The following is a 26,674-nucleotide window of genomic DNA, read 5'->3' as shown; positions in this document are numbered from 1 at the left end:
GGATCAGGATTAAGAATTCTACGGCTTGGCCGATACTTTTGAACTCTATGAACTGCTGCTGATATAGTAATTAATTCTGGCCAATTTTATGAAGCAATTAAAAGACTCCAATCCAACCATCATAGCCCGTGAAACGCTGCGGCAGCTTGCAACGCTTAGAATTCCTCCGACTCCTGACAATTATCATAAATTGTATAACCAGATTTCAGGTAACCCGGAAGGAAATACCAATTCAGCGGTTGCGGGTTCAGCAAGTCTCGAATTGCCCATAGAGAATACAATCATTGATACCGTTCCAGCTTGGGGAGAGACAATAGAAACGCTGTTAAAGCAACTGGAAAGCAAGCATGGCACGCTGACAACCGCGAAGAAAAAAGAGGGTGTGAATCGGGTTCTAACCAAGTTCTCGAAAGATTCAAAACAATTGCACAACAAGCTAAAAGCGCTGATCGATTCATGGGGTGCATTGGCTGCTGCGTCGCAAGAATCAAGTACTGCGATTGAAGTGGAAGATGCGATTGCACAAACCGGTGTGGATCAGGAAGGTGTGCGATCCAAGCCAGCCGCCGTGGAGTCAAGTCATTCGGTCAATCATTTTACTGATCAGCTGCTGGAGCTGCTGGCCCAAGTGCTAGAGCAAGTTGTTGCCGCGCAAGTAGATGATATTACGCTGGCGGATGAAGCCAAAGTGCTGGCTCATCAAGTTCGCAAGATTAAAGAGACGCAGGAAATGGAGCGGTTTACTGCGGAGTTCAAACAATTCTGCCGCAGGTTTGATGAATATGGTGAGAGTGGCCGGAGATTGCAGCAGGGATTGCTCAATCTGCTCAATATGCTGATGAAGAGTACCGGTGAATTGTTGGCTGAAGACCAATGGGTTGGCGCGCAGATCAATAAACTACGTGAAACGATATCCAGACCGCTGGATTTTCAAGTCATCGAGCAAGCAGAGCACTATCTGGCAGAAATCACACAGAGGCAGGAAATTATCCGGCGTAACTTGAGTGAAGCCAAGCTGACACTGAAAAAGATGGTGACTTCACTGATCACCAATATCGAAGAACTCAGCGATACGACTGGAGGATATCAGGAAAAGCTTGAACAATATTCCGAGATAATCAGTAAAACGGATGATATAAAAGAGCTGAATCAACTGCTGGTGCAGATCATGGAAGAAACCAAGCAGATGCAAAAAAGCGCACTCAATTACCGTAATGATTTTCTGGCGGCGCGTGCTGAAGTGAGTCTGGCGCAAGATAAAATCAATCAACTCGAAACCGAGTTGCAGGAAATGGGCGAAAAAGTTCATGAAGATCATTTGACCGGGATACTGAACCGGCGTGGTTTGGATACCGCTTTTGAGCGGGAGACTTCCCGGTCAATACGCCATAAGACGCCATTGTGTTTTGCCTTGCTGGATATTGATAATTTCAAACTGTTGAATGACACACATGGTCACAAAGTTGGTGATGATGCCCTGGTTTATCTGGTTGAGTCCGTTAAGGATACGACACGTCCCGAAGATGTCGTGTCACGCTATGGCGGTGAGGAGTTTGTGATTTTGCTGCCGAACACAAGTCTTGAAGAAGCGACTCAGATTCTATCCAGAATCCGGCGCAATCTAACCAAGAAGTTCTTCCTGCATGAGAATAAGCGCTTACTTATAACTTTTAGCGCCGGTATTGCACAGTTGCAAGCGGACGAATCTCAGGAAAGTGTTTTCAAGCGAGCCGATGAAGCTTTGTATCGTGCAAAGAAAGGCGGTAAGAATCAAATCCTCATCGCTGGTTAGTTTTGTAACATTCTGTTAGTCATAGTATTTATACTTTCTGTCGGTAAATAGCACCGATTTCCCTTTTTATTCATTCAATCCATTCGCAGGCTGCTCTGTTAACGTTGTTGACATGGCAGTCTATACCGGAATGGGTTCTCCTTCGCAATCCAACGAATTATCCCCTGAACTGGCGTAGTCTGGCATTTAATGATGTCAATTGAGGAGGATAGCCATGCAAGAAGCTACTAAACAAAAAAGAATGCTGAGATTGGTTAAATCAACAAATGCTATTAAAAGTGAGCAGAAACCTATGATTGATTCTGAAGACTATTACAAGCAAGTGGAACGATATGCCGAGCAGATTCGTAAAACAAATAACGCTGATGAGATCATCGGGATTCTTGACATTGTGTTATCAGAAACCCGGGGATTGAGATTTAGTGATGAAGTTTTCACTGCGCAAGAGCAAGTAAAGCGCGCGGAACAGAAGATTGAATCTCTGAAGAGTGAGCTGGAGCAGTTAAGAGGTCTGGTGCAAACGGATCAAATGACCGGTGCATTCAATCGCCGTGGTTTAGAGGATATTTTTAAGCGTGAAGCCGCTCGGGCAGACCGTAATGCGCAATCATTAGGGGTCGTGCTGGTTGATCTGGATAACTTTAAACAGATCAATGACAACCTTGGCCATCAATATGGCGATAGTGTGCTGATCAATTTTGTTACCGTAGCCAAAGAAACACTACGGCCTTCCGATATTGTGGCGCGTTTTGGCGGAGAAGAATTTGTCATCTTGTTGCCCGATGTCGAGATGCAAGATGCGCTGACTGTTATTCAACGGATACAAAATAACTTGACAAAGAATTACTCAATCCAAGCGGATAACCAAATATTACCGATAACGTTTAGTGCCGGTGTCGCGCTTCGTTCGTTTGGCGAGCATCAAAACTCAGTCATAAGCCGCGCTGATAAGGCGCTTTATCAAGCGAAGCGCACAGGCAAAAATCGCGCTATTCCTGCATTGATCTAACGAGCTTAAACAAAATTCTCATGAATGAGTGTTTTGCTGTGATCAAGCTGGGAATTGGATCAATAGTGTGGACGAGTAAGAAAAAATACTTAAGAAACGTGTAACGCAGCCGATGAGTTAAAACTTTTATACAAAAAATATGAATTAACGCGGGAGGATAAATGGAAGGTTTTTTTCTTGGGCGGCAGCCAATTCTAGATCGTAATCAAAATCTTGTAGCATTTGAGTTACTGTTTAGACAAGAAGAAACTGAAGAGTCGGTCAGAATTACAGATGATTTATCCGCATCAGCAAATGTCATTATCAACGCTTATTGTCAGTTAGGAATCCAGAATGTATTAGGGAAGCAGCGTGGTTTTATCAACGCCGATCCTGAGTTGGTGATGAGTGACATTATCAGTTTATTGCCTAGTAAGCATGTCGTATTGGAAATAAAAGAAACAGCAACGGTAACACCGGAATTTATGCAACGCTGTAACGAGCTGAAGCAAAAAGGCTATCAGTTTGCGTTGGACAATATTGTTGAAATGAATAGCAAGGTGGAACAATTACTGCCTGTGGTGAGTGTGGTGAAAGTAGATGTGCTCGCACTTGAGCAAAATGTGCTCACAAAGTTGGTTGCTGAATTAAATCGCTGGCCGGTATTGCTTCTGGCACTGAAAGTGGAAAGCCGGGAACAAGAGAAATACTGCATGCAATTGGGTTTCCAGATGTTCCAGGGCTATTATTTCGCAAAACCTGAAGTAATGACGGTAAAACGTGCCGATCCAGGCAAACTTTCTTTGCTGAAGCTACTGACATTGGTCATGGGTGACAGTGATATCGAAGAACTTGAACGGGAGTTTAAGCATCAGCCTGGTTTAAGCTACAACCTGATGCGCATGGTAAATTCAGTTTCAAGTGGATTGCCTCAGAAAATTAATTCAATCAAACATGCAATCATGATCTTAGGGCGTAAGCAACTGCAAAGATGGATACAACTGTTGCTTTATACCGCCAATCAATCCGACGATAGTATGTCGAATGCATTAATGCAAACAGCAGCGGCACGTGGGAAATTGATGGAGTTGATCGCAACAGCGGAACGTCCTCATGACAAAAATCACCAGGAAAGAGCATTCATGGTGGGAATACTATCGCTGCTAGATGTATTGCTGGGCATTGAAATGCAACAAATCACTGACAGGCTGGGAATTCCGGATGATATGAGCCAGGCACTATTGACCCGGGAGGGACGTTTAGGTCAGGAATTGAAACTCATTGAAGCCAATGAAAAAGGTGAGATTGCTGCAATTCAATCGATTCTGTCGGAGTTGGGTTTTTTAAGTTTAAGCGAATTAGCTGATATCGAGATACAAGCGATTGAATGGGCAAATCGGATTGGTGAGGCAGCTAATTAAAATGAAGCATTATCTATCGAGAAAAAGCGTTGGTAGCTGACTTTTGGTCAGTACACAACGTAGTTTTTTATTTTTTAGATACTAAAGTTATTCTAGTTAATGTCGTTAACCTATTGAGTGTAAATAGTTTTGTTTTTTAGTGAAAACCGTTGATAGGTACTCATCGAAACAAATTCCTTAGTTTTTGTGAGCTGGGAGTATAAGCAAACAGAGATTAATAAGTAGCCAGTTTGCTGAGTTGAATGGCAGTTTAATAGCTTCGATCAAGATGAGCGACGAGGAGAGAGTTATGGCTGAGCTGCAAGCAGCTGAGGGCAAATCTGATAGCCAAGTAACACATCAATCAGCGTTGATGGAGCGGGATGGTGTGTTATGTAATGCTGAAGCTGATGAATACTTTATGAATATCAAGGAAGAATTAAGTCAGGTCGACCGGCTTGTAAGTGATGCGGTTAATAATCTGGTTATTAATTTTGGTTATATCAGTAATTTGACGAAATCACATCATGATATGGTTTTGGCTATTGAAAAAATGGCAGCACCTGAAGGAAGTAAACCCATATTGGAATTGCTAGAAAAACAAATGGTTATCGCCGATAAGATCGAACAGGAATTGGAGATGGCTGTTACCTCATTACAGTTTGGTGATTTAGTAACGCAATTGCTTGCACATACTACGCGCCAAGTGGAGGCATTGAATATTGAACTACAACGCATTGAGCGACAGGGAAGCTGGAAAGAAAATGCGGGTAAAAATACGTTAGGCACAATACATGAAGGGATTTCTAAAGCAGTGAATATGGCAAGAACTAAAAGTAAGAGAAAGCCAGTTGTGCAGCAAGGTATGCAGATGGGTGATATTGAGCTGTTTTAGTATGCATATTTTTATCAAACAAATTAACAATATTAGCAATAGGAGTGAGATCAATGGCTAAGACAATACTTGCAGTGGATGATTCTGCTTCCATCCGGCAGATGGTTGCTTTTACGCTTAAAGGCGCCGGATATGAAGTCATTCAAGCAGTCGATGGTCAAGATGCATTAGATAAAGCTAATTATCATCAGGTTAATTTGGTGTTAACTGATATCAATATGCCACGAATGGACGGACTGAAATTACTGGAGTTACTCCGTAAATTGGCGCACTACAAAAATATTCCTATCTTGATACTAACGACCGAATCCGGTGATGAAATTAAAGCAAAAGGCAGAGCGGCAGGTGCTACTGGTTGGCTCGTAAAGCCATTCGATCCGAAAAGATTACTGGAAGTAATCGGAAAAGTAATTGGTTAGATATTGATATCCCAAAGTGGGTTAATGGGTTGCCGATAGCATACTTATTTGGAAAGTTAAGTACTTACTGCTTCTATTTTCTCGCTTCTTTAGGGTGTTAGCCTAACAACTCAACGTGAAACAGGTTATCTATGAGTACAGATCTCGAACAGTTTTATGAAATATTTTTTGAAGAATCCTCAGAATTGCTTGCGGACATGGAGGCGTGCCTGCTGAGGCTCGATGTAAATTCGCCCGATTTGGAAGATTTGAACGCTATATTTCGTGCAGCGCATTCTATCAAGGGTGGAGCTGGTACTTTTGGTTTTACAGATATGACGGAGATGACGCATATGTTGGAGACATTGCTGGATAGATTGCGCAAAGGGGAGCTTGCAGTACGGAGTGAGATGGTGGATGCTTTTTTGAGAGCCGGTGATGTCATTAAGGCGCAACTAGCAGGTCACCGTGGAGAAGGTGAAGCGGATCCCGCAGTTGCGGCGGAAGTTTGTGAAGAACTGAAAAAACTGAGTGATGAAACACAAGTTTCGGCACCACCTTTTGAAACCGTGGCGGATTCTGGCATTGGAGTGGAAGCTATCCCTGTAGAGACCGATATTGGGAGATCATCTAATGTTGCGATTAGCGAAACTGAATCAGAAAGTGACGTAGCGAAACTAACGTATTGCATAGAGTTCTCCAGTACCGGGATGGGTGATGCGGCAGTTGGAAACTTATTTGCTAACTTGAAACGCTTAGGTAGTCTTGAAGATGCAACCTCGGCAGGCGGGAAAGATCATAAACTGAAACTTACGACCGCCAGTAGCGAAGAAGATGTTTGGGAAACGTTGGCATTTGTTGTCGATCCGGCAAACTTAAAGATCGAGGTTGCAACTCAGTGTGTTGCAGGTACTACAGAGATTGTGGAGCCTCATTCTAGTGAGGAGGATTCTGTTGCAGAACCTTTTGCCGATGAAGATGAGCTTTCAATAGCAAGTATGCCGCCTGCGCCTGGCTATGGTTTTTTCCCTGGAGCCCCAGCCGCACCCAAAGATGTCGATGACTCAGAATTGCAGCTGAGTTCAGCGCCTCAGCAAAACATCCATAGTAATAAGAATGAAACACAGAACGTGACGAATAAGCCTTCCAGCAAGGCAAGCGCATCGGCTTCCGCCAGCGAAACTTCATCGATTCGAGTCAGCATAGAAAAAGTTGATCAGATGATCAACCTCGTGGGTGAATTGGTGATTACCCAGGCAATGCTGGCACAGACGGCGTCACAGCTTGATCCTGTGGTTTTTGAGAAATTGCTTAGTGGAATGAGTCAGTTAGAGAGGAATACGCGAGATCTTCAGGAGTCTGTTATGTCAATCCGAATGATGCCGATTAGCTTTGTATTCAGCAGATACCCGCGTGTTGTGCGCGATCTGGCGGCAAAATTAAATAAACGTGTTGAGCTGAAAACTGTCGGTGAAAATACTGAACTCGATAAAGGTCTTATCGAGAAAATCGCCGACCCGTTAACTCACTTGGTAAGAAATAGTCTTGATCATGGCATCGAAGTGGCTGAGAAGCGTATTGCGGCGGGCAAACCCGCGCAAGGCACGATTACATTACGTGCTTTCCATCAAGGTGGCAGCATTGTTATAGAAGTCAGCGATGACGGTGCGGGTTTAAATCGAGGAAAAATTCTCGCCAAAGCCAAGGAACGTGGCTTGCCAGTGAGTGATGGCATGTCTGATCAAGAAGTTTGGTTGCTGATTTTTGAGGCAGGTTTTTCTACCGCTGAAACAGTTACTGATGTATCTGGCCGCGGTGTGGGTATGGATGTTGTGAAGCGTAATATTCAAGGTATGGGCGGGCGCATTGATATTGAGTCGGCACTCGGTGTGGGTACACGCATATCGATTCGATTACCATTAACGCTGGCAATCCTCGATGGGTTATCAGTGGCAGTTGGAGATCAGATGTTTATCGTGCCGCTCAATTATATTATCGAATCTATGCAACCGACAGCTGCTGATATTAAGACGGTAAGTGGTCATGGCCGGGTGGTGCAGGTGCGTGGCGAATATCTTCCTGTGATTGCATTGCATGAAATTTTCAACTTACATCCTAATGTGACGGCGGTGCATGAAGGAATTCTGGTGATTCTTGAAGCTGAAGGTCACAAAGCAGCCTTGTTTGTGGATGACTTAATTGGGCAGCATCAAGTTGTGATTAAAAGTTTGGAAAGTAACTATCGCAGAGTACAGGGGGTTTCAGGTGCGACGATTATGGGCGATGGTAAAGTCGCACTTATTCTGGACACTGCTGCGCTTGTGTTGGCATGCCAACAAGAAATGGTATAGATCGATTGGATAGTTGATATTTTTATACCAAGATAACTTATTAATCAGGAGTGTTTACCATGTCTCAAGAGCAAGCAGCGATTACTACTTCTAATGCAGTCAATCAACATACCAGTCAAATGGCGAATGAATTTCTGACATTCCGGTTAGGAAGTGAGGAATACGGTATAGAGATACTAAAAGTACAAGAGATAAGAGGCTATGACGCGATAACGCAGATAGCGAATGCTCCGGAATTTATCAAAGGAGTAGTTAATTTGCGCGGAATAATCGTGCCGATCATAGATATGCGGATTAAATTCCGGCTGGGAAATGCAACGTACGACCAATTTACCGTAGTGATAATTTTGAACGTGGCCGGCCGGGTGATGGGGATAGTTGTGGATGGCGTATCGGATGTGATCACACTAGGGCTGGAGCAAATGCGTCCTGCGCCGGGATTAGGATCGGTGATTGATACGGAATATATCATGGGACTGGGGACTGTAGACGAACGCATGCTGATATTGATTGATATCGAAAAAATGATGAGCAGCAGCGACATGGGGTTAATAGAGCAAACGATCAATTAGAGAATAGTTGATTCGGAGCGGAGATCTTAAGAAGAAACGAGGCAGGCAATTGGTGATTGTTAAGTTACCGGTTCACGTATGGGACTGAAGAAAGCAGTAAGAAATTGGGTGCAAAATTCGCTACTGGCATAAAGATTATGCCTTCGAATTATCTGCTCCATATTAGCAATAGATATAACTAATTGTATATCATTGTTTACTCAATATATTAATATATTCTGTCTGATGAATAGTGGTGAAGCTCCAGAGTCTGATACTGTAAGGAATGACAGTAAAGCAGTATTTGTTAGAATTCAAATGGATACATTATGGAAATGATTTTGGGTGGTGATGAAAGCTCTGATAGCAGGATACGTGAGTATGCTTTTACTCAGGCTGATTTTGAACGCATCAGAAAACTGATATATAACCATGCAGGCATCTCACTTTCCAAAGGCAAGCAAAATATGGTTTATAGCAGACTTGCCCGGCGTCTGCGTGCCAACGGTCTGACGAGTTTTCATGAGTACCTTAATTTTCTGGAACGTGGCAATCCTGAAGAGTGGGAAGCGTTTACAAATGCTTTAACAACTAACTTGACAGCTTTTTTTCGCGAACAGCATCATTTTCCGATTCTTGAGAAGCATGTAGAGAAGCGCAAGAATCAGGGCAAAATTCAACTCTGGTGCAGTGCATCGTCAACCGGTGAAGAGCCTTATTCAATGGCGATGGCGATGGTGCAGGCATTTAAGACATTTTCACCTCCAGTGCACATTCTGGCAACGGATCTGGATACCAATGTTCTTGCAAAAGCACAGTTGGGTATTTATTCATTGGATAAGCTGGAAAAAATACCCCAAGAAAAACTTAAACAATTTTTTCTTAAAGGCAAAGGGCATAACGCCGGATCGGCGAGAGTGCGTCCTGAATTGCGGAATATGATTACATTCCGGCAACTGAATTTGCTTGATGAAAGCTGGCCGATTCGCGGTCCTTTTGATGCGATATTCTGTCGTAATGTAATGATTTATTTTGATAAACAAACTCAATATAAAATTTTGAAAAAATTTGTGCCACTTTTGGCACCGGATGGATTGTTGTTTGCTGGTCATTCAGAGAGCTTTCAGCATGCAGTTGATTTGTTTAAATTGCGTGAGAAAACCGTTTATGAGTTAGCTAATAAACAGAGGTAATCGTATGGCTGAGATCATCGATGATCAAGTTGCTACCAATTTGTACTTTGATAAAAGTTTCAATAATCAGGCTGTTAAGCTGCTTCCAGGGGAATACTATGTTACGGATAAGGATTTACTGCTCGTAACCGTGCTTGGCTCATGTGTTGCGGCTTGTATTCGAGATAGTTATAGCGGTATCGGTGGTATGAATCATTTTATGCTTCCGGATGGTGGGGGGGATGCGGGTAGTCCGTTAAATGCTTCAGCCCGTTATGGTACTTACGCAATGGAGATACTGATTAATCAGTTATTGAAGCTAGGCGCTCGCCGTGGAAACCTTGAAGCAAAAGTATTCGGCGGTGGTAACGTTCTGGATGGATTGACAGTCGCCAATGTCGGACAACGGAATGCGGATTTTGTCTTGAAGTTTTTACAAACAGAGAAAATAAAAGTCGTAGCACAAGATCTGGTTGATATCTTTCCGCGCAAAGTCTATTTCTTTCCAAAAAGCAGCAAAGTAATGGTAAAAAAATTACGCAATATACACAACCCGACTATTTCCGAGCGTGAAAAGGATTATAGACAGCGTCTGCACAAGGTTGATAGCGGTGGAGATGTGGAATTGTTTTCCTAGCTTGAACCTGTTTCATGAAATACGTTGAGTTTTTATTATGAAGAAAATAACAGTTATCGTTGTTGACGATTCGGCGCTTATTCGTAAGCTATTAACTGAGATAATTAATAGCCAGCCCGATATGGAAGTCATTGGAGCGGCGGCTGATCCGCTAGCGGCAAGGGAAATGATCCGGGAATTGAATCCGGATGTGCTGACGCTGGATGTTGAAATGCCCAAAATGGACGGGCTTGATTTCTTGGAAAAATTAATGCGATTAAGGCCAATGCCGGTGGTTATGGTTTCAACATTAACTGAGAAAAGCTCCGATGTGACATTCCGTGCACTTGAATTGGGCGCAGTTGATTTTGTGGCTAAACCCAAAATTGACATTGCATCGGGATTAAAAGAATACGGTAGCGAAATTGCCAATAAAATCCGTATTGCGAAGTCTGCCAGACTCAAGCGAAATGCATCCCCACTGGTAACCAAAAGTGCAACTGCGGATGCAGTGTTGCCTGCCATTGCGAATCGAATCGCCTCGACAGAAAAGTTAATCATCGTGGGAGCTTCTACCGGTGGTACAGAAGCCATCAAAGAATTTCTAATTCGTATGCCGCCTGATTCGCCGGGGATTCTGGTCACTCAACATATGCCGGAAGGATTCACAAAATCATTTGCCAATCGTTTAAATAGCCTGTGCAAGATAGCTGTGGTTGAGGCCCAGGGAGGTGAGAGGGTGTTACCAGGACATGCATTTATCGCACCTGGACACTCGCACTTATTGCTCAAGCGAAGTGGTGCGAACTATATGACGGAATTAAATCAGGGGGAGCTAGTCAGTCGACATCGGCCATCGGTTGATGTACTATTCCGTTCGGTTGCAAATTGTGCAGGCAAAAATGCTATCGGTGTGATTCTCACGGGCATGGGAAAAGATGGTGCGGCCGGAATGCTTGAAATGCAGAAGTCAGGCGCTTATAATTTCGCCCAAGATGAAGCCAGTTGTGTTGTTTTTGGGATGCCGAAAGAAGCAATCGCAGCAGGTGGCGTCAATGAAGTTGTATCATTAAAAGATATGGCAAGGTCTGTTTTGTCAAAAATATCAAGTATGGGATCGCACGGTAATCGCGTATAATCGCTGTAAGAACTTACTTTTAATTGGTTATAGAGTAAAGCGACTTATCAATGAAAAGGATTATTTCTCGGCTTATTATATTTATTGGCATCAGCTTCTTGGTGAGTTGTGGATCCCTTCAGGAAAAACCTTCGGTAAAACAGGGCTCGCGCCCACCAGTCAATAAATCAACAGATTCCGGTCACATTAAGAAAGCACTCTATTCCCAATTTAATGAGTGGCAAGGGGTGCGGTATCAGCGTGGCGGAATGAGTCAGCGCGGAATCGATTGTTCAGGTTTCGTGCATCTGACATTCAAATCAAAACTTGGAATGCATCTGCCTAGAACAACCAGAATGCAGATGATGGTTGGGAAAGAAATCAGGAAAAACGATTTAAGAGCGGGTGATCTGATATTTTTCAAAACGGGTCCGAGTTCAAATCATGTTGGAATCTATTTGGAAAAAAATAAATTTCTGCATGCCTCCGAAAAGAAAGGTGTCACAATATCCCGGTTGGACCATGTTTACTGGCAATCCAACTACTGGAAATCGGTTCGCATATAAGCGAAAAAATAGCATTATCTGATTCAACTCAAGCAAATCCAGCATAGTGGTATTCTTGTTTTCCTATATGCAGATCGCGTAATGTGACTGCATCAAATTACGGAAAAATAAAATGAATGAAGAGATTAAACAAAGAATTCAGAAAAGAGAAAACTGGCAGCGTGGACTTTTTATGCTTTTCTTCATGTTCATTTACGGATTTTCTAATTCATTGGTCATTGGTATCTTGTTTTTCCAATTTGCCACGTTAATACTAACCGGAAAAACGAATGAATTTTTACTTGGATTCAGTCAGCGTCTAAGCATCTATATTCATCAGATCATTAACTTCCTGACTTTTAATAGTGAGCAACGCCCGTTTCCGTTCAGCACTTGGCCAAATGCCAGCGATACCCTCGATATGATTAAAGATAGCAGTGATAGTAGTAGAAACGATTGATTCATTGCTGTTCTGGTATTTTTCTGATTTTTCCTTTATCTGATTCAAACAAACTCCAATCCGATTCCGGCGTATTCTTTGGTTGTAATCGCATTTCTGCCGGATACTGCACCCGGCGATAGCTCTAACTTATTGCTATAAGCATATTACTAAATATTATTTCAAATTATGTTCGGGTGCGGCTATAGTGCAGCGCATTTTAAAGGTTAAATAAAGCTAAGCTCATGAAAATACGCAATCTTGATCTGACATCCAATTCCGTCAATGAGGAACATCAGCAATTAGGATTGCCGCCTGTCGAAGATACTGTTTCCCATTTGGACGCACATCCTTTTTTGCGTGCTGCTGTATGGTTTGCAGTAGTTGTATTAGTTTTACTGATCGCGTTTTTGATCATTCGCTTTTTCCTTGCGCAGGATTTGGGGGAAAGCTGGCAGATTATTAGCAGCACGCTCGATAGCAGGATTTTCTGGAGTGCAGTTGCCGTTGGTTTTCTTGCGCAAGTAGTCGATGGCGCTTTGGGTATGGCTTACGGCGTCACCGCAACCACTTTTTTATTAGCCTCCGGTGCAAGTCCGGCTGCCGCTAGTGCCAGTGTGCATATCGCTGAGATATTTACCACGGGCGTCTCAGGCATTGCGCATGCCAAATTCGGTAATGTCAATAAACAATTGTTCACTCGTTTACTGGTGCCGGGTGTATTGGGCGGTATCTTGGGCGCGTTATTAGTTACGCATGTCAATAGCGCATTATTCAAGCCTTTCATATCCGCTTACTTAGTTCTGCTGGGTGTTTATATTCTCAGTAAAGCTTTCCGGCAACTGAGCGCCCGTAAGGACGCGCCTCAGCATATCGGTAAACTGGCCTGTTTTGGTGGATTCATGGATGCAGCGGGTGGTGGCGGCTGGGGACCGATTGTGACCTCAACCTTGGTGGGGACAGGCACTGATCCGCGCACAACCATCGGTTCGGTCAATTTTGCGGAATTTTTTCTGACATTAGCCAGTGCGGCGACGTTTGCACTCCTGATGGAAACCGATCACTGGCCATTGATTATCGGATTGGTTTTCGGCGGTTTGTTTGCAGCGCCTTTCGCTGCTTACTTGTGCAAGAAGTTTCATGCGCGTACTTTACTGATACTCGTGGGTATTCTGATCATTACGATTAGCTGTTTCAATCTCTATAAAGCGCTCATCACGTTGTAGCTATAATAATCTCCCGGAAATAAAGCGATATTCCGGGAGATTTTTTCTGTTCTTCCAGTTAAACTTAACCAAACTGGATTCTTCTTCAGTTTAAGTATGCCTCTCCATCCGGAGTCCGATGCCTAACGTTCTCATTCTTCCCACAATTATTTATGTTTCTTATTGATTTCATTCTTCATATCGACAAGCATTTGCAACAGCTTGCTTCAGAATACGGGTTGTGGATTTATGGCATTCTTTTCCTGATCGTGTTTTGCGAGACCGGACTCGTTGTGTTGCCGCTTCTGCCGGGCGATTCCCTGTTATTCGCGGCCGGTTCTCTGGCATCGCTGGAAGGTTCTCAGCTTAATCCGCATGTCTTATTTGCTGGCTTGAGTTTGGCCGGTATTCTAGGGGATTCTGTGAATTATTGGATAGGCAAAACGGTGGGAGCAAAAGTATTTGCTTCGCAGAAATCCCGCTTTTTCAAACGGGAATATCTCGAAAAAACCCAAGCCTTTTATCTGAAACATGGCACAAAAACCATCATCATCGCACGCTTTATTCCCATCATCCGTACCTTTGCGCCCTTTGTTGCGGGTATCGGCACGATGCCTTACCGCACCTTTATTGTATATAACATAGTGGGCGCCGTGCTATGGGTCGGAACATTTGTTTATGCCGGATTTTATTTTGGGCAGCTGCCGATGGTGCAGCAAAATTTCAAACTCATCATTCTAGCGATCATCATTCTATCGATAACGCCGCCGGTGATTGAGTATCTCAAGCACCGCTACAAAAAACAGTAAGAATCTCCTGCGGATAGCGGTGTATTTCATCAGACTGAAGAGTGATAATTATCAGAAGGTTAAATCCGTGCTGTGACTAATTGCCGTAAGACCAAGTTTTTAATGTAAAATCAGCATATTTAACTCAACTGAAAGATCATTCAGTGCGATTTGACCCCATATTGTGCGCGAAAAAACAGCCGGTGCATCTTAATACCGTGATCGCCAGCATCCCGAATTTCGCGCAGGCAATATTCATCACCGATCGTTTCAATTCCTCTTCAGAACAATGACAACACCAGTGGAAACTTCACATAGCCGTGTTCATGCCATTTTTGCGCGTTGGACCACATTTTCTTATCAGTATGCGTTGTGGGTCCTGCTAGCGGCGCTACTGATCGCAATCGTCAGCGGCGTCTACGTCTCGCGCAATTTGGGTATGAATACCGATACCGCCGAGATGCTGTCCGAAGACTTGCCGTTTCGTGTCAATCTGAAACGCTACAATGAATCATTCCCGCAAGACATCGATACGCTTCTCATTGTCTTGGATGCGCCCACGCCGGAACAGGTACGCGTGGCGACCGAGAATCTGGCCGCACGGTTAAAGCAAGATTCCAACAATTTTTATGATGTCTATTCACCGCGAGTGGACGACTTTACCGCGCGTAACGGATTGCTTTACCAAAGTATTCCTGAGCTTGAGCGGATTACCGATAGCTTGGCTGCGGCGCAGCCCTTGATCACCCGCATCAGCCGCGATCCTTCGCTGGCTGCTTTTGCCGATGTGCTGACCAGTGCAGTGGATGAGTTGAACAAGGGACGGAGCATCGAATTGCGTCCGGTATTGAAGGGCGTCAATGCAACCCTGGAAGCGCGATTGAATGGTTCTCCCAGAGCATTGTCATGGCAGACAATGTTCAGCGGCGAAGCGCAAAAAAACACTTATCAGGAACTCATCATCATCAAGCCGCGGCTTGATTTTTCTCAGCTGTTTCCAGCCGAGCAATCCATTGCCGCGTTGCATGCCGCGGCGGAAAGTGTCGGAATCACAGAGGGTAGTCCAATCCGCTTACGCATTACCGGCGAGGTGGCCCTGGCCGAAGAAGAGCTCAACAGCTCGCTGCGCGGTATGGAATATGCCGGAATTATGACGTTTGTGCTGGTCGGCTTCGTGCTTTTCTTCGCCATGCGTAACGGAGGGTTGATCCTCAATGTGCTGGTGTGCCTGCTGATGGGATTGATTTTGACGGCGACATTTGCCACTGCGGTTGTCGGCCATCTGAATCTGATTTCCATTGCCTTTGCCGTACTGTATATCGGCCTGGGGGCGGATTTTGCAATCCATTTTCTGCTGCGCTATCGCGAAGTTCTGGAAAATAATCATTCCCCGGCTGAAGCCATCCATATCTCCGGCGGCGATGCCGGAGCAGCCTTGACTGCGTGTACCGTCACCAATGCGATCGGTTTCTATGCTTTCATGCCAACCGATTACAGCGGAGTAGCCGAGCTCGGCATCATTTCCGGAACCGGTATGATCATCAGTTTGCTGGTTACGCTCATTATCGGCCCTGCGTTGTTGCGCTATCTACCGAAGAAGGCGGTGGCAAAACCGGCTGCAAAAAGTTCGGTTGGCAAGGTGCTCGAGCTTTCGTTGAAGTGGCACAAAGCAACGTACGCGGTTACGCTGGTGGCGACGGTGGCAGCGCTGGCAATCTTACCGCAAGTGCGATTCGACTACAATTTGCTCAATATGCAAGACCCGAAGGGGGGCGCAGTACAGACTTTCCGGGAATTGCTGGCCGAGCCCGATCTTTCGCCTTGGCATATTGCAGTGCTGGCTAACAATCCGCAGGAAACGGAAATTTTGGCCAAACGGCTGGCTGATCTGCCCGAAGTCAACAAAGTCGTCACGGTATTGGATTTTGTGCCGGCGCAGCAGGAAGAGAAATTCTCGCTGATTCAGGAAATGGCGCTGACGATCGGACCGATTGCCGCGACACCGCCGCCGCAAATCCGGATCACCAGCGATGCGATTTTGGCCGAGCAATATAAGGCCTTACGGGAATTAGTCGCGGCATTGGAGCGTTTTGCCGTCAACCATCCGGAGCATCCATCGGCCGCCACTGTAAGTGCTTTAAAGTCGACGCTGACCCATTTGTTCACGCAATTGGATAAAGTGAGCAACGATGAAAAAAGTAAACTGTTATATGCCATCGAAGACGATCTGCTGGCGATGTTGCCGCTGGCTCTGCAAAGTTTGCGTACTGCGACTGAGGCAACTGTTTTCGATGAGGGGGATTTGCCCGTTGCGTTTAAAGACCGTTGGCATAGCGATGCGGGCGGGTACCGGCTAGCGGTTTATCCGGTTGAGGATCTTAACGATAACGATGCCTTACGGCGCTTTGTGCGATCCGTACAAGAAGTGGCGCCGCATGCCATCGGCGTACCGGTGATCAGTCTGGAAGCGGGCGAAGCCGTGGTGCAGGCATTTGTTCAGGCATTCTCTTTGGCACTGATCGGTGTGGTGGTGATTTTACTGGTGTTACTGCGCAGTATTAAATATACCTTGCTGGTGCTATTGCCGCTGTTGCTGTCGAGTTTATTCACTGCGGCATTCACCATTCTGCTGGATGTTCCGTTTAATTTTGCCAACATCATAGCTTTGCCGCTCTTACTCGGACTCGGCATCGATAGCAGTCTGCACATGGTGTATCGGAGTATCAATAATGAGCTGGTGAGTGAAGTTCTGATTCATACCAGCACCGCGCGGGCCATTTTTTACAGTGCGCTGACAGCACTGGTGGACTTTGCCAGTTTAATCTTCTCGTCGCATTTGGGTACGGCGAGTATGGGGATACTGCTGACTGTGGGATTGGCTTTTACCCTGATCTGCACACTCATTATTCTGCCGGCTTTGCTTCGCGCTCCGGCTGCCGGGGTTAAAGCGAATGCATAACACGCTAAGCGAGGAACTCAACTTTTCTTGTTCGTGCCGTCCGGATCACAATCGGCCAGAGGCCGGACCTGGCTGATGATATCTTCACCACCGGCGGGTGTATCAACGCCCCGGCCAACGTGGCTTTTGCGGTAGCCATAGAGAAAATAGAAAATCAATCCAATTCCTGACCAGATCGGGAACACCAATTTTGCATCGGCTGGCAAAAAGAAAAAAAGCGTGATGCAACCCAGTACGGCGAGCGGGCCGATCAGCCAGACTATGGGTGTCCGGAAGGGGCGCACGCGGTTCTTGTCTTTGATGCGCAGTATCATCACGGTAAACGCTACGACCATGAAAGCGAACAGCGTTCCGGAATTGGAAATATCCGCCAGTTTTCCAACCGGCAGGAAAGCGGCGGCGGCCATGACACCCAGGCCCGTTACGTAAGTGACAATATGCGGCGTTTTGAAGCGCGGGTGAATGCGGCTTAAAACTTCCGGCAGCAGACCGTCGCGCGACATGACGAAAAAAATGCGCGTCTGGCCGAACAACATCATCAGAACCACCGAAGGCAGCGCCAGGAAAGCGGTCAGCCCCAGAAAATTACCAATCTTTTCCCAGCCAATCTCACGTAACACCAACGCCAATGCTTCACGCGAGCAAACCAGCGGCTGCTGTCCGAGAGCGGCTAGCGATTTGCATTGCTCGGCCAATTGCAAGGAACCGGGCACCAAATTCTTACCGGTTTCATCCAGCAGCGGCTGTGCACCGATAGCGCCGATCGCGCCGGCTGAAATGAGCAAATAAAAGACAGTGCAGATTGCCAGCGAACTGATCAACCCGATGGGCACATTGCGCTGCGGATCCTTGGTTTCCTCCGCAGCGGTGGAAACCGCATCAAATCCTACATAAGCAAAGAATATGGACGATGCCGCAGCCACTACCCCAGCTTCTCCTAATGGTAAGAAAGGCTGGAAATTTTCCAGATTGGCAACCGGTAGTGTTAAAGCAATGAAAAGCGTTAATGCGGCAATCTTGATAGCGACCAATGTGGCGTTAAATGTGGCGCTTTCGCGTGTGCCAATAACCAGGAGTGCGATGACCAGTATGCAGATGAAAACCGCCGGTAAGTTAATAATTCCACCAGCAAAAGGTCCATTCGCCAGCGCAAAGGGTATCTCTATCCCAAGTGAGTTTTGCATAAGACCGACAAAATAACCTGACCAGCCGACAGCAACCGCGCTGGCGGCAACGGAGTATTCCAACATGAGCGCCCACCCGACCAGCCACGCGACCAATTCGCCCAGCACGGCGTAGGAATAAGTATAAGCAGACCCGGATACCGGAACCATGGAAGACAGCTCGGAATAGCACAGCGCGGCGACGGTGCACACGAAACTGGCAATAACAAAGGAAAGCATCATGCCGGGCCCGGCTTTCTGTGCAGCCTCAGCTGTTAAAACGAAAATACCGGTACCGATAATCGCGCCAATACCCAGCAGCGTTAACTGCCATGCGCCCAAGGTGCGGTGGAGACTTTTCTTTTCTGCAGTTGCCAGGATGGCATCAAGTGATTTTACGCGCCAGAAAATCATACATGCTACCTTTATTTAAACAATTAGTTACGATTCAATGGGATTAACCCTCAATCGGGCTCGAATAATATCATAAAATCTTTTCAATCCGATTGCCAACACTGGAAGCTGTCCCGACTTAATGTGTAAAGGAGTTTTGCTGAGCGCTAATTTATCCGGTATGCGATCGTTTGCTCATCGTTAGGGTAAGCTGAAATTGACAGTAAAATTGCCGGAAACCAGATGCGCGATGTTGCTACTGCACACAGCAAGTTAATCTGCATCGCCGGTAAGAATGAAACTATGTGAATCCACAGAATGATGGCAGTTGTTTGGTTTTGAAAATGTTGCCGCTGGAAGGAGTCTGAGCGATTGGGTTCGATGGCACACCAAGGCATTCTTCTTTCCTCGGCTCTGCCAGAGATGATTTCTTAATTCGACACTTTTGATTTCTGCTGACTTTATAAATAAAAAAGGTCAATGTCTAAAAAAACATTGACCTTATAGGCAGGCAGGTAAAGAGCTTACAGTTTAGGCATATATTTTTTTCATCGGAAGGCGCGTTTTACTTTTCGATACACTTCCAATTAAAAGATAGCTTACAAAGAATACTGCCCCCAACATGAGATCAATTTCTAACCAGCTTATTTCAGACTGCATGACTGAGAACGAATGCAAATCACCAAATGTGATAAGTCCAATCAGCGGTAAAACACCGAATAAAACGAAAGTAGTTTTTACAGCTGCGCTCAAAAGGCTTTGACTTGTTTTCATTTTTATCTCCTAAATGAAAGTTTATTGAAGTTATCAAAAGTTTACGAATATTAAGATTCAATAATTCACAAAAAGTTCACATATTATTGATGAAAAATTCACATATAATGATTTTGTTTTATAGAATAAGACATTATTAAAATAATTTAATCTCGCACGGTATTTTTATTCATAGATTTTCAATCATCGTTGGAAACTTTCTGGTCTATCAAAACATTTGAAAATAATGCTTTATGAGAGTGGGTAACTGGCGCATCATTTTTGAATGGCATGATGTTGTTAGAATTATTGCGATTGAGAAAATCAAATCGCGTGAAGATGCTTACAAATGACACTGCAAAAAATCAAATCCATCCAAGGTAAAGATGAATATGTTTTGTTACCAATCGCGGTTTATCGCGTTCTGAAAGATCAAATCGAAAACGAATTGGCGGCTTGCCAAGCAAATCAGGGTGACGAACAAACCTATGAACCGTTCGTGCTTGAGGATTACGTCGATAATCCCGTCGCCTTAGCACGCACCAGGGCAGGCATTACACAAGAGCAGTTGGCCCAGCGTCTTGGTGTCAGTCAAGCCTATGTCAGCCAAATTGAGCGCCGCAACAACATAACCAGCAAAATGCTTGAGCGAGTGCACGCAGCCATCTCTGAGACTACATAAAATTTACAGACATAATCGATTGTAAACGCAATACATGACATTAAGGAAGCAACCGCTAGCCGATAAGGAGCTGGAAGCCTGGGGAAGCAGCCGGGAGATTTAAGCGCTGAATTACTGGAATCTGGCCGTCAAATGAAAGCGGGGAAGGGACGCGTCGTCATGTCACCTCTCATATCGGCACGAAAAAATCAGAGCTATCCGAAGTAGAATTTGCCAGATTGTTTGGCGTGTCAGTGCGCACCTTGCGCGATTGGGAACAACGTCGCCGTAATCCCAACGATGCAGCAAACATTGATTGTTATTCTTGAACGCCACCCCGATGTACTGAAGGAAATCATACTTATCAATACCACCTTGGAGTTCGAGTTCTGTTAATAACTGTACGAAATAAATTAAATCTGACACGGAGTATGTGCTCTGTTATTACTATGAAATAATTTCTGCGCTAACGTATTTCTTAAATCAAGGATCTATGCAAAGTACATTTGCGAAATAGGAATTTCCTGCTAGTCTGAGTTTTTAAATTATTTTCTTAGGTGTAAGAATTACTAGCGTTGTTTACAGTATTTGGGAGAATACTGTAGATGAACATACACAAACGCACCCGATTAACTTTATTAGATCGTCAGGAAATCTGGCGGCTTTATCAAACCCGGCTGTGGAAGGTGGCGCATTTGGCGGAACGCTTTCATGTCAGCCGGCCAACGATTTATGATGTACTGAAACGCGCGAGACTGCAGGAATTTACGCCGCGTGACAGCACCAATCAGCGGTTCAAGACGTTGCAATACGGTCTTAAGCGCCTGGCTAAGGTCGAACAAGCCATCCAGGAACGGCTCAAGCGTGAAGCCAAACGCTATAACAAGTCTTACCCAGGTGAGCTTGTTCACTTTGATACCAAGCGGCTTTCCTTGTTGAAAGGGCAATCCGCCAATGAACCTCGCGAGTACCTGTTTGTGGCCATCGATGATTTTTCCAGGGAGCTGTATGCCGATATTTTTCCCGATAAAACTCAACACAGCGCAGCTCGCTTTCTCATAGACACTGTCATTGCCCAATGTCCGTATCAGATCGACTGCGCTTATTCCGATAACGGCAAGGAATTTAAAGGAACTGACGGCCATGCTTTCGGCAAAGCTTGCACACAACACGGTATCGGACAGAAGTTTACCCGCATCAATCGTCCGCAAACCAATGGCAAAGCCGAACGAGTCATCCGCACCCTGATGGATATGTGGCACAGCCAGATTTCCTTTAAAGACTGCGCCGATCGGCGCATTCTGCTTTCCCGTTTCATTAACTTCTACAATACCGTCAAACCTCATAAGAGTTTGAATAATGCTACCCCTTATGAAATACTTCACGCTTATTTCAATCAACCTCTCTGTAAACAACCCTGAGATTTCTTACATCTTAGGATTATGAAAAAGGAATATATTAACTTGAGTAGTCGCTTGATTGGTGCGATTGGTGCAATTGTTACTTGCGTGTCTGTTATTGATTTCAGCACCAATAGTTTCGGTAGTTTAGGTATTAATTTTGGGTTACTTTTGACCATTGGTATTGTGACTTTTTTTATTGTTTCTGACATTAAACATGAATTACTTGACCGAAAACGCTTTGAATCCAATGATCCTAAAATTGCTGTTTTTTTATGTGAGCAATTAAAGAAGGCTGGAAGGGTTGCCATATTTTCTAGGGATATTAGCTGGATCACTTCCGGCAGTGAAGCCGAGAAACTACTTTTGCAAAAAGCAAATTCAAAAGAACTAGTTCTGTTTGTTCAATCAATAACTTCTATTGCACAAAAATTAGCCAATGAAGGTGCCGAAGTGAGAACTTATCAGAAATTCTCAGGCTATAAGCCAAAATCTCGCTTTACTGTATTGGATTATGAAAAAACGGGAAGCAGGGTTCTTATAGGGTATTCCTCTAATGGAGAGCACTTGATTGATGAGTTTAATGATTCTAATAAAGCCATTGTCGATCTAGGGCCTGTTAACGCTATTTGATATAATTTGGTGATGGAAATCACCGAAACTCAATATCAACAGATCGAGCACTGCCTGCCGCGTCAGCGTGGCAACGTCAGCCATTCCAATCTGCAAGTTCTCAATGCCATTCTTTACGTTGCCGAGCATGGCTGCAAGTGGCGAGGACTGCCCAAGCGATTCGGCAACTGGCATACCATCTATACCCGCATGAATCGCTGGGCAAAGAGTGGTGTACTGAGCCATGTATTTGGGCAACTTCAGCATCAGCAAATCATCCGTATCCGTATTGAAACTGTTTCGCTGGACAGCACCAGCATCAAAGTCCATCCCGACGGTACGGGTGCGTTAAAAAAAACGGCCCCCAATCCATCGGAAAATCTCGAGGTGGATGGACCACCAAAATTCATCTGGTTGCCGCAGATTCCAGAACAACCATAGGCTTTGCCCTCTCGCCCGGTCACGCCCACGATGCGCCAGAGGGCAGGCAGCTTTTGCTTTCCCTCGGTCCCGTCAATACGCCCACCTACCTGCTGATGGATCGTGCTTATGAGGGCGACCAAACCCGGCAACTGGCACTAGATTTGGGTTACATCCCGGTTGTTCCGCCCAAAGCAAATCGCTTGTCACCCTGGGAATACAACCGTGCCATGTACAAAAAACGCAACGAGATCGAACGATTGTTCAGAAGGCTCAAGGGATTTCGCCGCATCTTCTCCAGGTTCGATAAGCTCGATGTCGTCTTCATCTCCTTTATCCACTTCGCTCTCATCGTCGAAGCAATCAGATTGTGTTAACAGGCCCTAGTTGAAACATTTGTTCAACTTGCGGAACATTCATCCCAGCCTGTTAAGCCAAACTTTTCCCTGAAAAACTTATTGTCATGATTTCAGGTCTTTCAATTGTGTCAGCAAAATTTTTTTCAATGTATCTTTGATGAAGATTCTTCCAAAAAAAGCATTTCCAATAAGTAATCGTGACTTGTCTCATCAGTGGGATGCAGTTGCTCAAGCTCGTAATAAACAGTTGCGTTCAGGTAAAGACTTGAGTTTTCAATTTGTTCTAATGCCTACAATATTAAAACTGATAGAACTAGCTAATAAGGATCTTGTTCTGGATGCGGGGTGCGGATCTGGTGTCTTAACAGAGAGAATCGCAAAATCATCTAGACAGGTGGTTGGAATAGATATGAGTCGCGTGAACATTAGAATTGCAAATTCAAGTACAAACAAACCGGATAATATTAAATACTCATACGGAACGATTGAAGCCTATACTAAGAAAATAGCGCAACCAACATTTTCATTGTTGGTTGCAAATATGCTTTTACAAGATGTAAAAAATCTTAAGCAATGTATAAATGCTTTCTCAAAAATTATTCTTCCCGGTGGGCATCTAGTTTTTTCAATTTCTCATCCTTGGTTTTGGCCAACTTACTGGGGATACGATAAGTATGATTGGTTTAAATATGATGAAGAGATTGCCATTGAGGCACCTTTTCGTGTCTCTTCAGATGAAGAAGTGGTTGGGGTAACCACCCATTTCCATAGACCGATTAATCTTTACTTAAAAGAGTTGCGTAAATCCGGATTTGAGATTGATCATTTAACTGAGCCTATGCCTCAGAAAGAAATTGAATTGAAATACCCTGCACTCTGGGAATTTCCTCGTTTCCTGGTCATTAGATGTATTCGCAAATGATAGGCAGACTTATTATTGTAACTTATTAATTTATTGGTGCTGTTGAGAGGAGTCGAACCTCCGACCTACTGATTACGAATCAGTTGCTCTACCAACTGAGCTACAACAGCCTTGCTTAAATCAAGCGGCGTATTATAGATGGTTGGGGAATTACGGGCAAATGATAAAGAGTTGAATTCAATTGTTTGTGTTTTTTCTTCGTTGGATACTGTTTATTGCGCAATCCCATTCAGTATTTTTTGACTAAATTTCGTCTAAGTTCGGCGAATTTCGCCAAAAATCTGTACATTTTTACTATAAGAGTCCATAATTATCTGATGGATTCCAAAAATGTAAAAGTGCAAAATATTTTAATCGTGCATGGCCCGAATTTGAATTTACTGGGGCTTCGTGAGCCGGAGATTTATGGCGCTACTACATTGCAAGATATTAACAGAAACTTAAGCAAATTAGCCGAAAATCAAGGCATTCATCTGGATTTTTTTCAAAGTAATGCTGAATTCGCGTTGATCGACCGGATTCAGCAAACCCTGCATGACGGGACGGATTTTATAATTATTAATCCAGCTGCGTATACGCATACCAGTGTGGCATTGCGCGATGCGCTGGCTGCTGTGAAACGGCCTTTTATCGAAGTGCATTTATCGAATGTTTATGCCCGTGAGTCTTTCCGGCAGCAATCCTATTTCTCGGATCTGGCGGTTGGTGTCATCAGTGGTTTGGGCGCCAAGGGCTATGAACTTGCGCTGGAATACGCAATGACATCTCATTAACCGGTCACATTCGATGCATCAGGTGAAATTCTTTTTACGTTGCCGCAATTTTGCGCATTTTTACACGCAGTATTTTGTTTTCTAGTTATAACACTACCTTTAAACGAGGCGTAGTCTCGGGAGATTGAAAATGGATTTAAGAAAGCTTAAGAAGCTCATCGAGCTGGTTGAAGAATCAAGTATTGCGGAACTGGAAATTACCGAAGGCGAAGAAAAGGTTCGTATCAGTAAGTCCGGCTCCGGCGTGCAAAATTATGCGTTCATGCCGCCAGTGATGGCGCCGGTTCAACAGCAATTGCCTGCAGCGGCGCCGGATGGAGATAAAAACGGCGATGCGAAAACCGGTGACAGCAATGGTTCCGATAAGAGCGCGCTACCCGATGGCCACGTCGTCAAGTCTCCGATGGTCGGCACCTTCTACCGTGCGCCATCTCCCGGTGCGAACGCATTTGTGGAAGTCGGGCAAAGAGTCAAGGAAGGCGATACTTTGTGCATCATTGAAGCCATGAAGCTGCTGAATGAAATTGAGGCCGATAAAGGCGGGGTTGTTAAAGCAATCCTGCTGGAAAATGGTCAACCGGTCGAATACGGCGAGCCTTTATTCGTTATCCAATGATCGTCTGAATAAAGGCCAGATCACTATGTTTGAGAAAATTCTTATTGCTAATCGCGGCGAAATCGCTTTGCGGATACAGCGCGCCTGCCGTGCGTTGGGTATCAAGACGGTGGCGGTACATTCCGAAGCGGATGCCGAAGCGAAATACGTCATGCTGGCCGACGAATCGGTTTGTATCGGTCCGGCTGCGGCAACGCACAGTTATTTAAACGTGCCGGCGATTATCAGCGCGGCTGAAGTAACCGACGCCGAAGCGATTCATCCCGGTTATGGATTTTTATCCGAAAATGCGGATTTTGCCGAGCGTGTGGAGAAAAGCGGGTTTGTATTTATTGGTCCGCGCCCGGAAACCATCCGCTTGATGGGTGATAAAGTCAGCGCGAAGAATGCCATGAAAAAAGCCGGTGTGCCTTGTGTTCCCGGATCAGATGGCGCATTACCGGAAGATATCGATGAGATCAAAAAGATCGTGCGCGAGATCGGCTACCCGGTCATCATTAAAGCTGCGGGTGGCGGTGGCGGGCGCGGCATGCGGGTGGTGCATACCGAGGCTGCGTTATCCAATGCGATCATCGTGACACGTAATGAGGCGCAAACAGCCTTTGGTAATCCGGTAGTTTACGCGGAAAAATTTCTGGAAAACCCACGCCATATCGAGTTTCAATTGTTGGTTGATGAGTACGGCAATGCCGTGCATCTGGGAGAGCGGGATTGTTCCATGCAGCGCCGCCATCAAAAGATTCTCGAAGAAGCGCCAGCGCCCGGCATACCGGAAAAATTACGCGACAAAATCGGCGAGCGTTGCGCGGAGGCTTGCCGCCGCATCAAATACCGCGGTGTCGGCACATTTGAATTTCTCTATGAAAACAATGAATTTTATTTCATTGAAATGAATACGCGGCTGCAAGTGGAGCACCCGGTGACCGAAGCGGTGACCGGCATCGATCTGGTGCAAGCGCAAATCAACGTTGCAGCGGGTATTGTGCTGCCGGTGAAGCAGAAAGATATCGTCATGAAAGGGCACGCGATCGAGTGCCGTATCAATGCCGAAGACGCTTACAAATTAACGCCATCGGCTGGGCGCATTACGCAGTATCACGCGCCGGGCGGACCGGGCGTACGTGTGGATTCGCATGTTTATCACAATTACATGGTGCCGCCGTATTACGATTCCATGATCGGCAAGATCATTACGTACGGTGATACACGCGAGCAGGCGATTGCCCGTATGCGCATCGCCTTGTCTGAAATGGTGATTACCGGTATCAAAACGAATATCCCGCTGCACCGGGATTTGCTCAATGATGCCTCCTTCTTGCGCGGCGGCGCTTCGATTCACTATTTAGAGCAAAAGCTCGCACTGCATAACAAATCGAATTGACAGAC

Annotated in this window: 25 protein-coding genes and 1 tRNA gene; 23 read left to right on the top strand and 3 right to left on the bottom strand. The window is 45.1% G+C overall.

Features of this window, described 5'->3' with window-relative positions:
- Positions 1-88 precede the first annotated feature (88 nt).
- The 15 genes from R2083_RS11150 (at position 89) to R2083_RS11080 (ending at position 17,216) form a co-directional block, all read left to right on the top strand.
- Positions 89-1,792 (top strand): diguanylate cyclase, encoded by a 1,704-nt coding sequence (locus tag R2083_RS11150; RefSeq protein ID WP_317538481.1) that lies wholly within the window; start codon positions 89-91, stop codon positions 1,790-1,792.
- A 292-nt stretch (positions 1,793-2,084) separates the two neighbouring features.
- On the top strand, positions 2,085-2,801 hold the full coding sequence (locus R2083_RS11145) for a GGDEF domain-containing protein (RefSeq protein ID WP_317531327.1): 717 nt from the start codon (positions 2,085-2,087) through the stop codon (positions 2,799-2,801).
- Positions 2,802-2,962: 161 nt separating this feature from the next.
- A complete protein-coding gene (locus R2083_RS11140; RefSeq protein WP_317531326.1) occupies positions 2,963-4,201 on the top strand; it encodes an EAL and HDOD domain-containing protein in 1,239 nt (412 codons plus the stop codon).
- Positions 4,202-4,490: 289 nt separating this feature from the next.
- Positions 4,491-5,075, top strand: coding sequence for a hypothetical protein (locus tag R2083_RS11135; RefSeq protein WP_317538480.1), 585 nt, complete (start codon positions 4,491-4,493; stop codon positions 5,073-5,075).
- A 53-nt stretch (positions 5,076-5,128) separates the two neighbouring features.
- On the top strand, positions 5,129-5,494 hold the full coding sequence (locus R2083_RS11130) for a response regulator (protein ID WP_090318542.1): 366 nt from the start codon (positions 5,129-5,131) through the stop codon (positions 5,492-5,494).
- A 131-nt stretch (positions 5,495-5,625) separates the two neighbouring features.
- Positions 5,626-7,824 (top strand): chemotaxis protein CheA, encoded by a 2,199-nt coding sequence (gene cheA / locus R2083_RS11125; protein WP_317531324.1) that lies wholly within the window; start codon positions 5,626-5,628, stop codon positions 7,822-7,824.
- A gap of 59 nt (positions 7,825-7,883) precedes the next feature.
- The gene (locus tag R2083_RS11120; RefSeq protein WP_317531323.1) at positions 7,884-8,396 is read left to right on the top strand and encodes a chemotaxis protein CheW; all 513 of its coding nucleotides are present in this window, start codon (positions 7,884-7,886) and stop codon (positions 8,394-8,396) included.
- Positions 8,397-8,704: 308 nt separating this feature from the next.
- Entirely contained in the window at positions 8,705-9,568 is an 864-nt protein-coding gene (locus tag R2083_RS11115; protein WP_317531321.1) for a CheR family methyltransferase, read from the top strand.
- Between the two features lie 4 nt (positions 9,569-9,572).
- Positions 9,573-10,184 carry a chemoreceptor glutamine deamidase CheD gene (gene cheD / locus R2083_RS11110; protein ID WP_090318531.1) on the top strand — a complete coding sequence of 204 codons (612 nt, stop codon included), beginning with the start codon at positions 9,573-9,575 and terminating at the stop codon, positions 10,182-10,184.
- A 37-nt stretch (positions 10,185-10,221) separates the two neighbouring features.
- A complete protein-coding gene (locus tag R2083_RS11105; RefSeq protein WP_317531320.1) occupies positions 10,222-11,301 on the top strand; it encodes a chemotaxis response regulator protein-glutamate methylesterase in 1,080 nt (359 codons plus the stop codon).
- A 50-nt stretch (positions 11,302-11,351) separates the two neighbouring features.
- Positions 11,352-11,846, top strand: a complete 495-nt coding sequence (locus R2083_RS11100; protein ID WP_132428174.1) for an NlpC/P60 family protein — start codon at positions 11,352-11,354, stop codon at positions 11,844-11,846.
- A gap of 112 nt (positions 11,847-11,958) precedes the next feature.
- Complete coding sequence (locus tag R2083_RS11095) at positions 11,959-12,285, top strand: DUF4389 domain-containing protein (protein ID WP_317538479.1); 327 nt, start codon at positions 11,959-11,961, stop codon at positions 12,283-12,285.
- A gap of 224 nt (positions 12,286-12,509) precedes the next feature.
- On the top strand, positions 12,510-13,490 hold the full coding sequence (locus R2083_RS11090) for a sulfite exporter TauE/SafE family protein (protein WP_317538478.1): 981 nt from the start codon (positions 12,510-12,512) through the stop codon (positions 13,488-13,490).
- Positions 13,491-13,642: 152 nt separating this feature from the next.
- Positions 13,643-14,278 carry a DedA family protein gene (locus tag R2083_RS11085; protein WP_317531317.1) on the top strand — a complete coding sequence of 212 codons (636 nt, stop codon included), beginning with the start codon at positions 13,643-13,645 and terminating at the stop codon, positions 14,276-14,278.
- Between the two features lie 268 nt (positions 14,279-14,546).
- A complete protein-coding gene (locus R2083_RS11080) occupies positions 14,547-17,216 on the top strand; it encodes an MMPL family transporter (RefSeq protein ID WP_317538477.1) in 2,670 nt (889 codons plus the stop codon).
- A 17-nt stretch (positions 17,217-17,233) separates the two neighbouring features.
- Here the strand turns inward: R2083_RS11080 and R2083_RS11075 are convergent, their stop codons facing one another.
- Together R2083_RS11075 and R2083_RS11070 are read right to left on the bottom strand one after the other, a co-directional pair.
- On the bottom strand, positions 17,234-18,793 hold the full coding sequence (locus R2083_RS11075) for an amino acid permease (RefSeq protein WP_317538476.1): 1,560 nt from the start codon (positions 18,791-18,793) through the stop codon (positions 17,234-17,236).
- A gap of 510 nt (positions 18,794-19,303) precedes the next feature.
- Positions 19,304-19,546: a hypothetical protein gene (locus tag R2083_RS11070; protein WP_317538475.1), complete on the bottom strand. Its 243-nt coding sequence runs from the start codon at positions 19,544-19,546 to the stop codon at positions 19,304-19,306.
- Positions 19,547-19,874: 328 nt separating this feature from the next.
- Here R2083_RS11070 and R2083_RS11065 point away from each other — a divergent pair, with 328 nt between their 5' ends.
- From R2083_RS11065 to R2083_RS11045, 5 genes are all read left to right on the top strand, one after another.
- Positions 19,875-20,207 carry a helix-turn-helix transcriptional regulator gene (locus tag R2083_RS11065; protein WP_317538474.1) on the top strand — a complete coding sequence of 111 codons (333 nt, stop codon included), beginning with the start codon at positions 19,875-19,877 and terminating at the stop codon, positions 20,205-20,207.
- A 584-nt stretch (positions 20,208-20,791) separates the two neighbouring features.
- Positions 20,792-21,607, top strand: a complete 816-nt coding sequence (locus tag R2083_RS11060; RefSeq protein ID WP_317537428.1) for an integrase core domain-containing protein — start codon at positions 20,792-20,794, stop codon at positions 21,605-21,607.
- 42 nt (positions 21,608-21,649) lie between these two features.
- Positions 21,650-22,219, top strand: coding sequence for a hypothetical protein (locus tag R2083_RS11055; RefSeq protein ID WP_317538473.1), 570 nt, complete (start codon positions 21,650-21,652; stop codon positions 22,217-22,219).
- Between the two features lie 12 nt (positions 22,220-22,231).
- A protein-coding gene (locus R2083_RS11050) for an IS5 family transposase (protein WP_317529838.1) occupies positions 22,232-22,995 on the top strand; the annotation gives its coding sequence in 2 pieces (ribosomal slippage) (positions 22,232-22,547 and positions 22,547-22,995; 765 coding nt in all).
- A gap of 139 nt (positions 22,996-23,134) precedes the next feature.
- A complete protein-coding gene (locus tag R2083_RS11045) occupies positions 23,135-23,899 on the top strand; it encodes a class I SAM-dependent methyltransferase (protein ID WP_317538472.1) in 765 nt (254 codons plus the stop codon).
- A 34-nt stretch (positions 23,900-23,933) separates the two neighbouring features.
- Here R2083_RS11045 and R2083_RS11040 read toward each other — a convergent pair.
- Positions 23,934-24,009, bottom strand: a tRNA-Thr gene (locus tag R2083_RS11040).
- Between the two features lie 207 nt (positions 24,010-24,216).
- On the opposite strand from R2083_RS11040, the gene aroQ reads away from it, so the two are divergent.
- The 3 genes from aroQ to accC all read left to right on the top strand — a co-directional run bounded on the left by aroQ (position 24,217) and on the right by accC (position 26,669).
- The gene (aroQ, locus tag R2083_RS11035; RefSeq protein WP_317538471.1) at positions 24,217-24,672 is read left to right on the top strand and encodes a type II 3-dehydroquinate dehydratase; all 456 of its coding nucleotides are present in this window, start codon (positions 24,217-24,219) and stop codon (positions 24,670-24,672) included.
- A gap of 130 nt (positions 24,673-24,802) precedes the next feature.
- A complete protein-coding gene (accB, locus tag R2083_RS11030; protein ID WP_317538470.1) occupies positions 24,803-25,288 on the top strand; it encodes an acetyl-CoA carboxylase biotin carboxyl carrier protein in 486 nt (161 codons plus the stop codon).
- A 25-nt stretch (positions 25,289-25,313) separates the two neighbouring features.
- Entirely contained in the window at positions 25,314-26,669 is a 1,356-nt protein-coding gene (accC, locus tag R2083_RS11025; protein WP_317538469.1) for an acetyl-CoA carboxylase biotin carboxylase subunit, read from the top strand.
- Positions 26,670-26,674: the final 5 nt, after the last annotated feature.

The sequence above is a fragment of the Nitrosomonas sp. Is35 genome (genome assembly GCF_033063295.1).
Taxonomy (GTDB): Bacteria; Pseudomonadota; Gammaproteobacteria; order Burkholderiales; family Nitrosomonadaceae; genus Nitrosomonas.
The sequence above is the reverse complement of the archived record's forward strand: the minus strand, read 5'-3'. Positions and strand labels throughout refer to the sequence as shown.

What these genes read in the sequence shown, in the direction of transcription:
- R2083_RS11150 (WP_317538481.1), top strand. Translation starts at nt 89, where the DNA reads ATGAAGCAATTAAAAGACTCCAATCCAACCATCATAGCCCGTGAAACG.
- R2083_RS11145 (WP_317531327.1), top strand. Translation starts at nt 2,085, where the DNA reads ATGATTGATTCTGAAGACTATTACAAGCAAGTGGAACGATATGCCGAG.
- R2083_RS11140 (WP_317531326.1), top strand. Translation starts at nt 2,963, where the DNA reads ATGGAAGGTTTTTTTCTTGGGCGGCAGCCAATTCTAGATCGTAATCAA.
- R2083_RS11135 (WP_317538480.1), top strand. Translation starts at nt 4,491, where the DNA reads ATGGCTGAGCTGCAAGCAGCTGAGGGCAAATCTGATAGCCAAGTAACA.
- R2083_RS11130 (WP_090318542.1), top strand. Translation starts at nt 5,129, where the DNA reads ATGGCTAAGACAATACTTGCAGTGGATGATTCTGCTTCCATCCGGCAG.
- cheA (WP_317531324.1), top strand. Translation starts at nt 5,626, where the DNA reads ATGAGTACAGATCTCGAACAGTTTTATGAAATATTTTTTGAAGAATCC.
- R2083_RS11120 (WP_317531323.1), top strand. Translation starts at nt 7,884, where the DNA reads ATGTCTCAAGAGCAAGCAGCGATTACTACTTCTAATGCAGTCAATCAA.
- R2083_RS11115 (WP_317531321.1), top strand. Translation starts at nt 8,705, where the DNA reads ATGGAAATGATTTTGGGTGGTGATGAAAGCTCTGATAGCAGGATACGT.
- cheD (WP_090318531.1), top strand. Translation starts at nt 9,573, where the DNA reads ATGGCTGAGATCATCGATGATCAAGTTGCTACCAATTTGTACTTTGAT.
- R2083_RS11105 (WP_317531320.1), top strand. Translation starts at nt 10,222, where the DNA reads ATGAAGAAAATAACAGTTATCGTTGTTGACGATTCGGCGCTTATTCGT.
- R2083_RS11100 (WP_132428174.1), top strand. Translation starts at nt 11,352, where the DNA reads ATGAAAAGGATTATTTCTCGGCTTATTATATTTATTGGCATCAGCTTC.
- R2083_RS11095 (WP_317538479.1), top strand. Translation starts at nt 11,959, where the DNA reads ATGAATGAAGAGATTAAACAAAGAATTCAGAAAAGAGAAAACTGGCAG.
- R2083_RS11090 (WP_317538478.1), top strand. Translation starts at nt 12,510, where the DNA reads ATGAAAATACGCAATCTTGATCTGACATCCAATTCCGTCAATGAGGAA.
- R2083_RS11085 (WP_317531317.1), top strand. Translation starts at nt 13,643, where the DNA reads ATGTTTCTTATTGATTTCATTCTTCATATCGACAAGCATTTGCAACAG.
- R2083_RS11080 (WP_317538477.1), top strand. Translation starts at nt 14,547, where the DNA reads ATGACAACACCAGTGGAAACTTCACATAGCCGTGTTCATGCCATTTTT.
- R2083_RS11075 (WP_317538476.1), bottom strand. Translation starts at nt 18,793, where the DNA reads ATGATTTTCTGGCGCGTAAAATCACTTGATGCCATCCTGGCAACTGCA.
- R2083_RS11070 (WP_317538475.1), bottom strand. Translation starts at nt 19,546, where the DNA reads ATGAAAACAAGTCAAAGCCTTTTGAGCGCAGCTGTAAAAACTACTTTC.
- R2083_RS11065 (WP_317538474.1), top strand. Translation starts at nt 19,875, where the DNA reads ATGACACTGCAAAAAATCAAATCCATCCAAGGTAAAGATGAATATGTT.
- R2083_RS11060 (WP_317537428.1), top strand. Translation starts at nt 20,792, where the DNA reads ATGAACATACACAAACGCACCCGATTAACTTTATTAGATCGTCAGGAA.
- R2083_RS11045 (WP_317538472.1), top strand. Translation starts at nt 23,135, where the DNA reads ATGAAGATTCTTCCAAAAAAAGCATTTCCAATAAGTAATCGTGACTTG.
- aroQ (WP_317538471.1), top strand. Translation starts at nt 24,217, where the DNA reads ATGGATTCCAAAAATGTAAAAGTGCAAAATATTTTAATCGTGCATGGC.
- accB (WP_317538470.1), top strand. Translation starts at nt 24,803, where the DNA reads ATGGATTTAAGAAAGCTTAAGAAGCTCATCGAGCTGGTTGAAGAATCA.
- accC (WP_317538469.1), top strand. Translation starts at nt 25,314, where the DNA reads ATGTTTGAGAAAATTCTTATTGCTAATCGCGGCGAAATCGCTTTGCGG.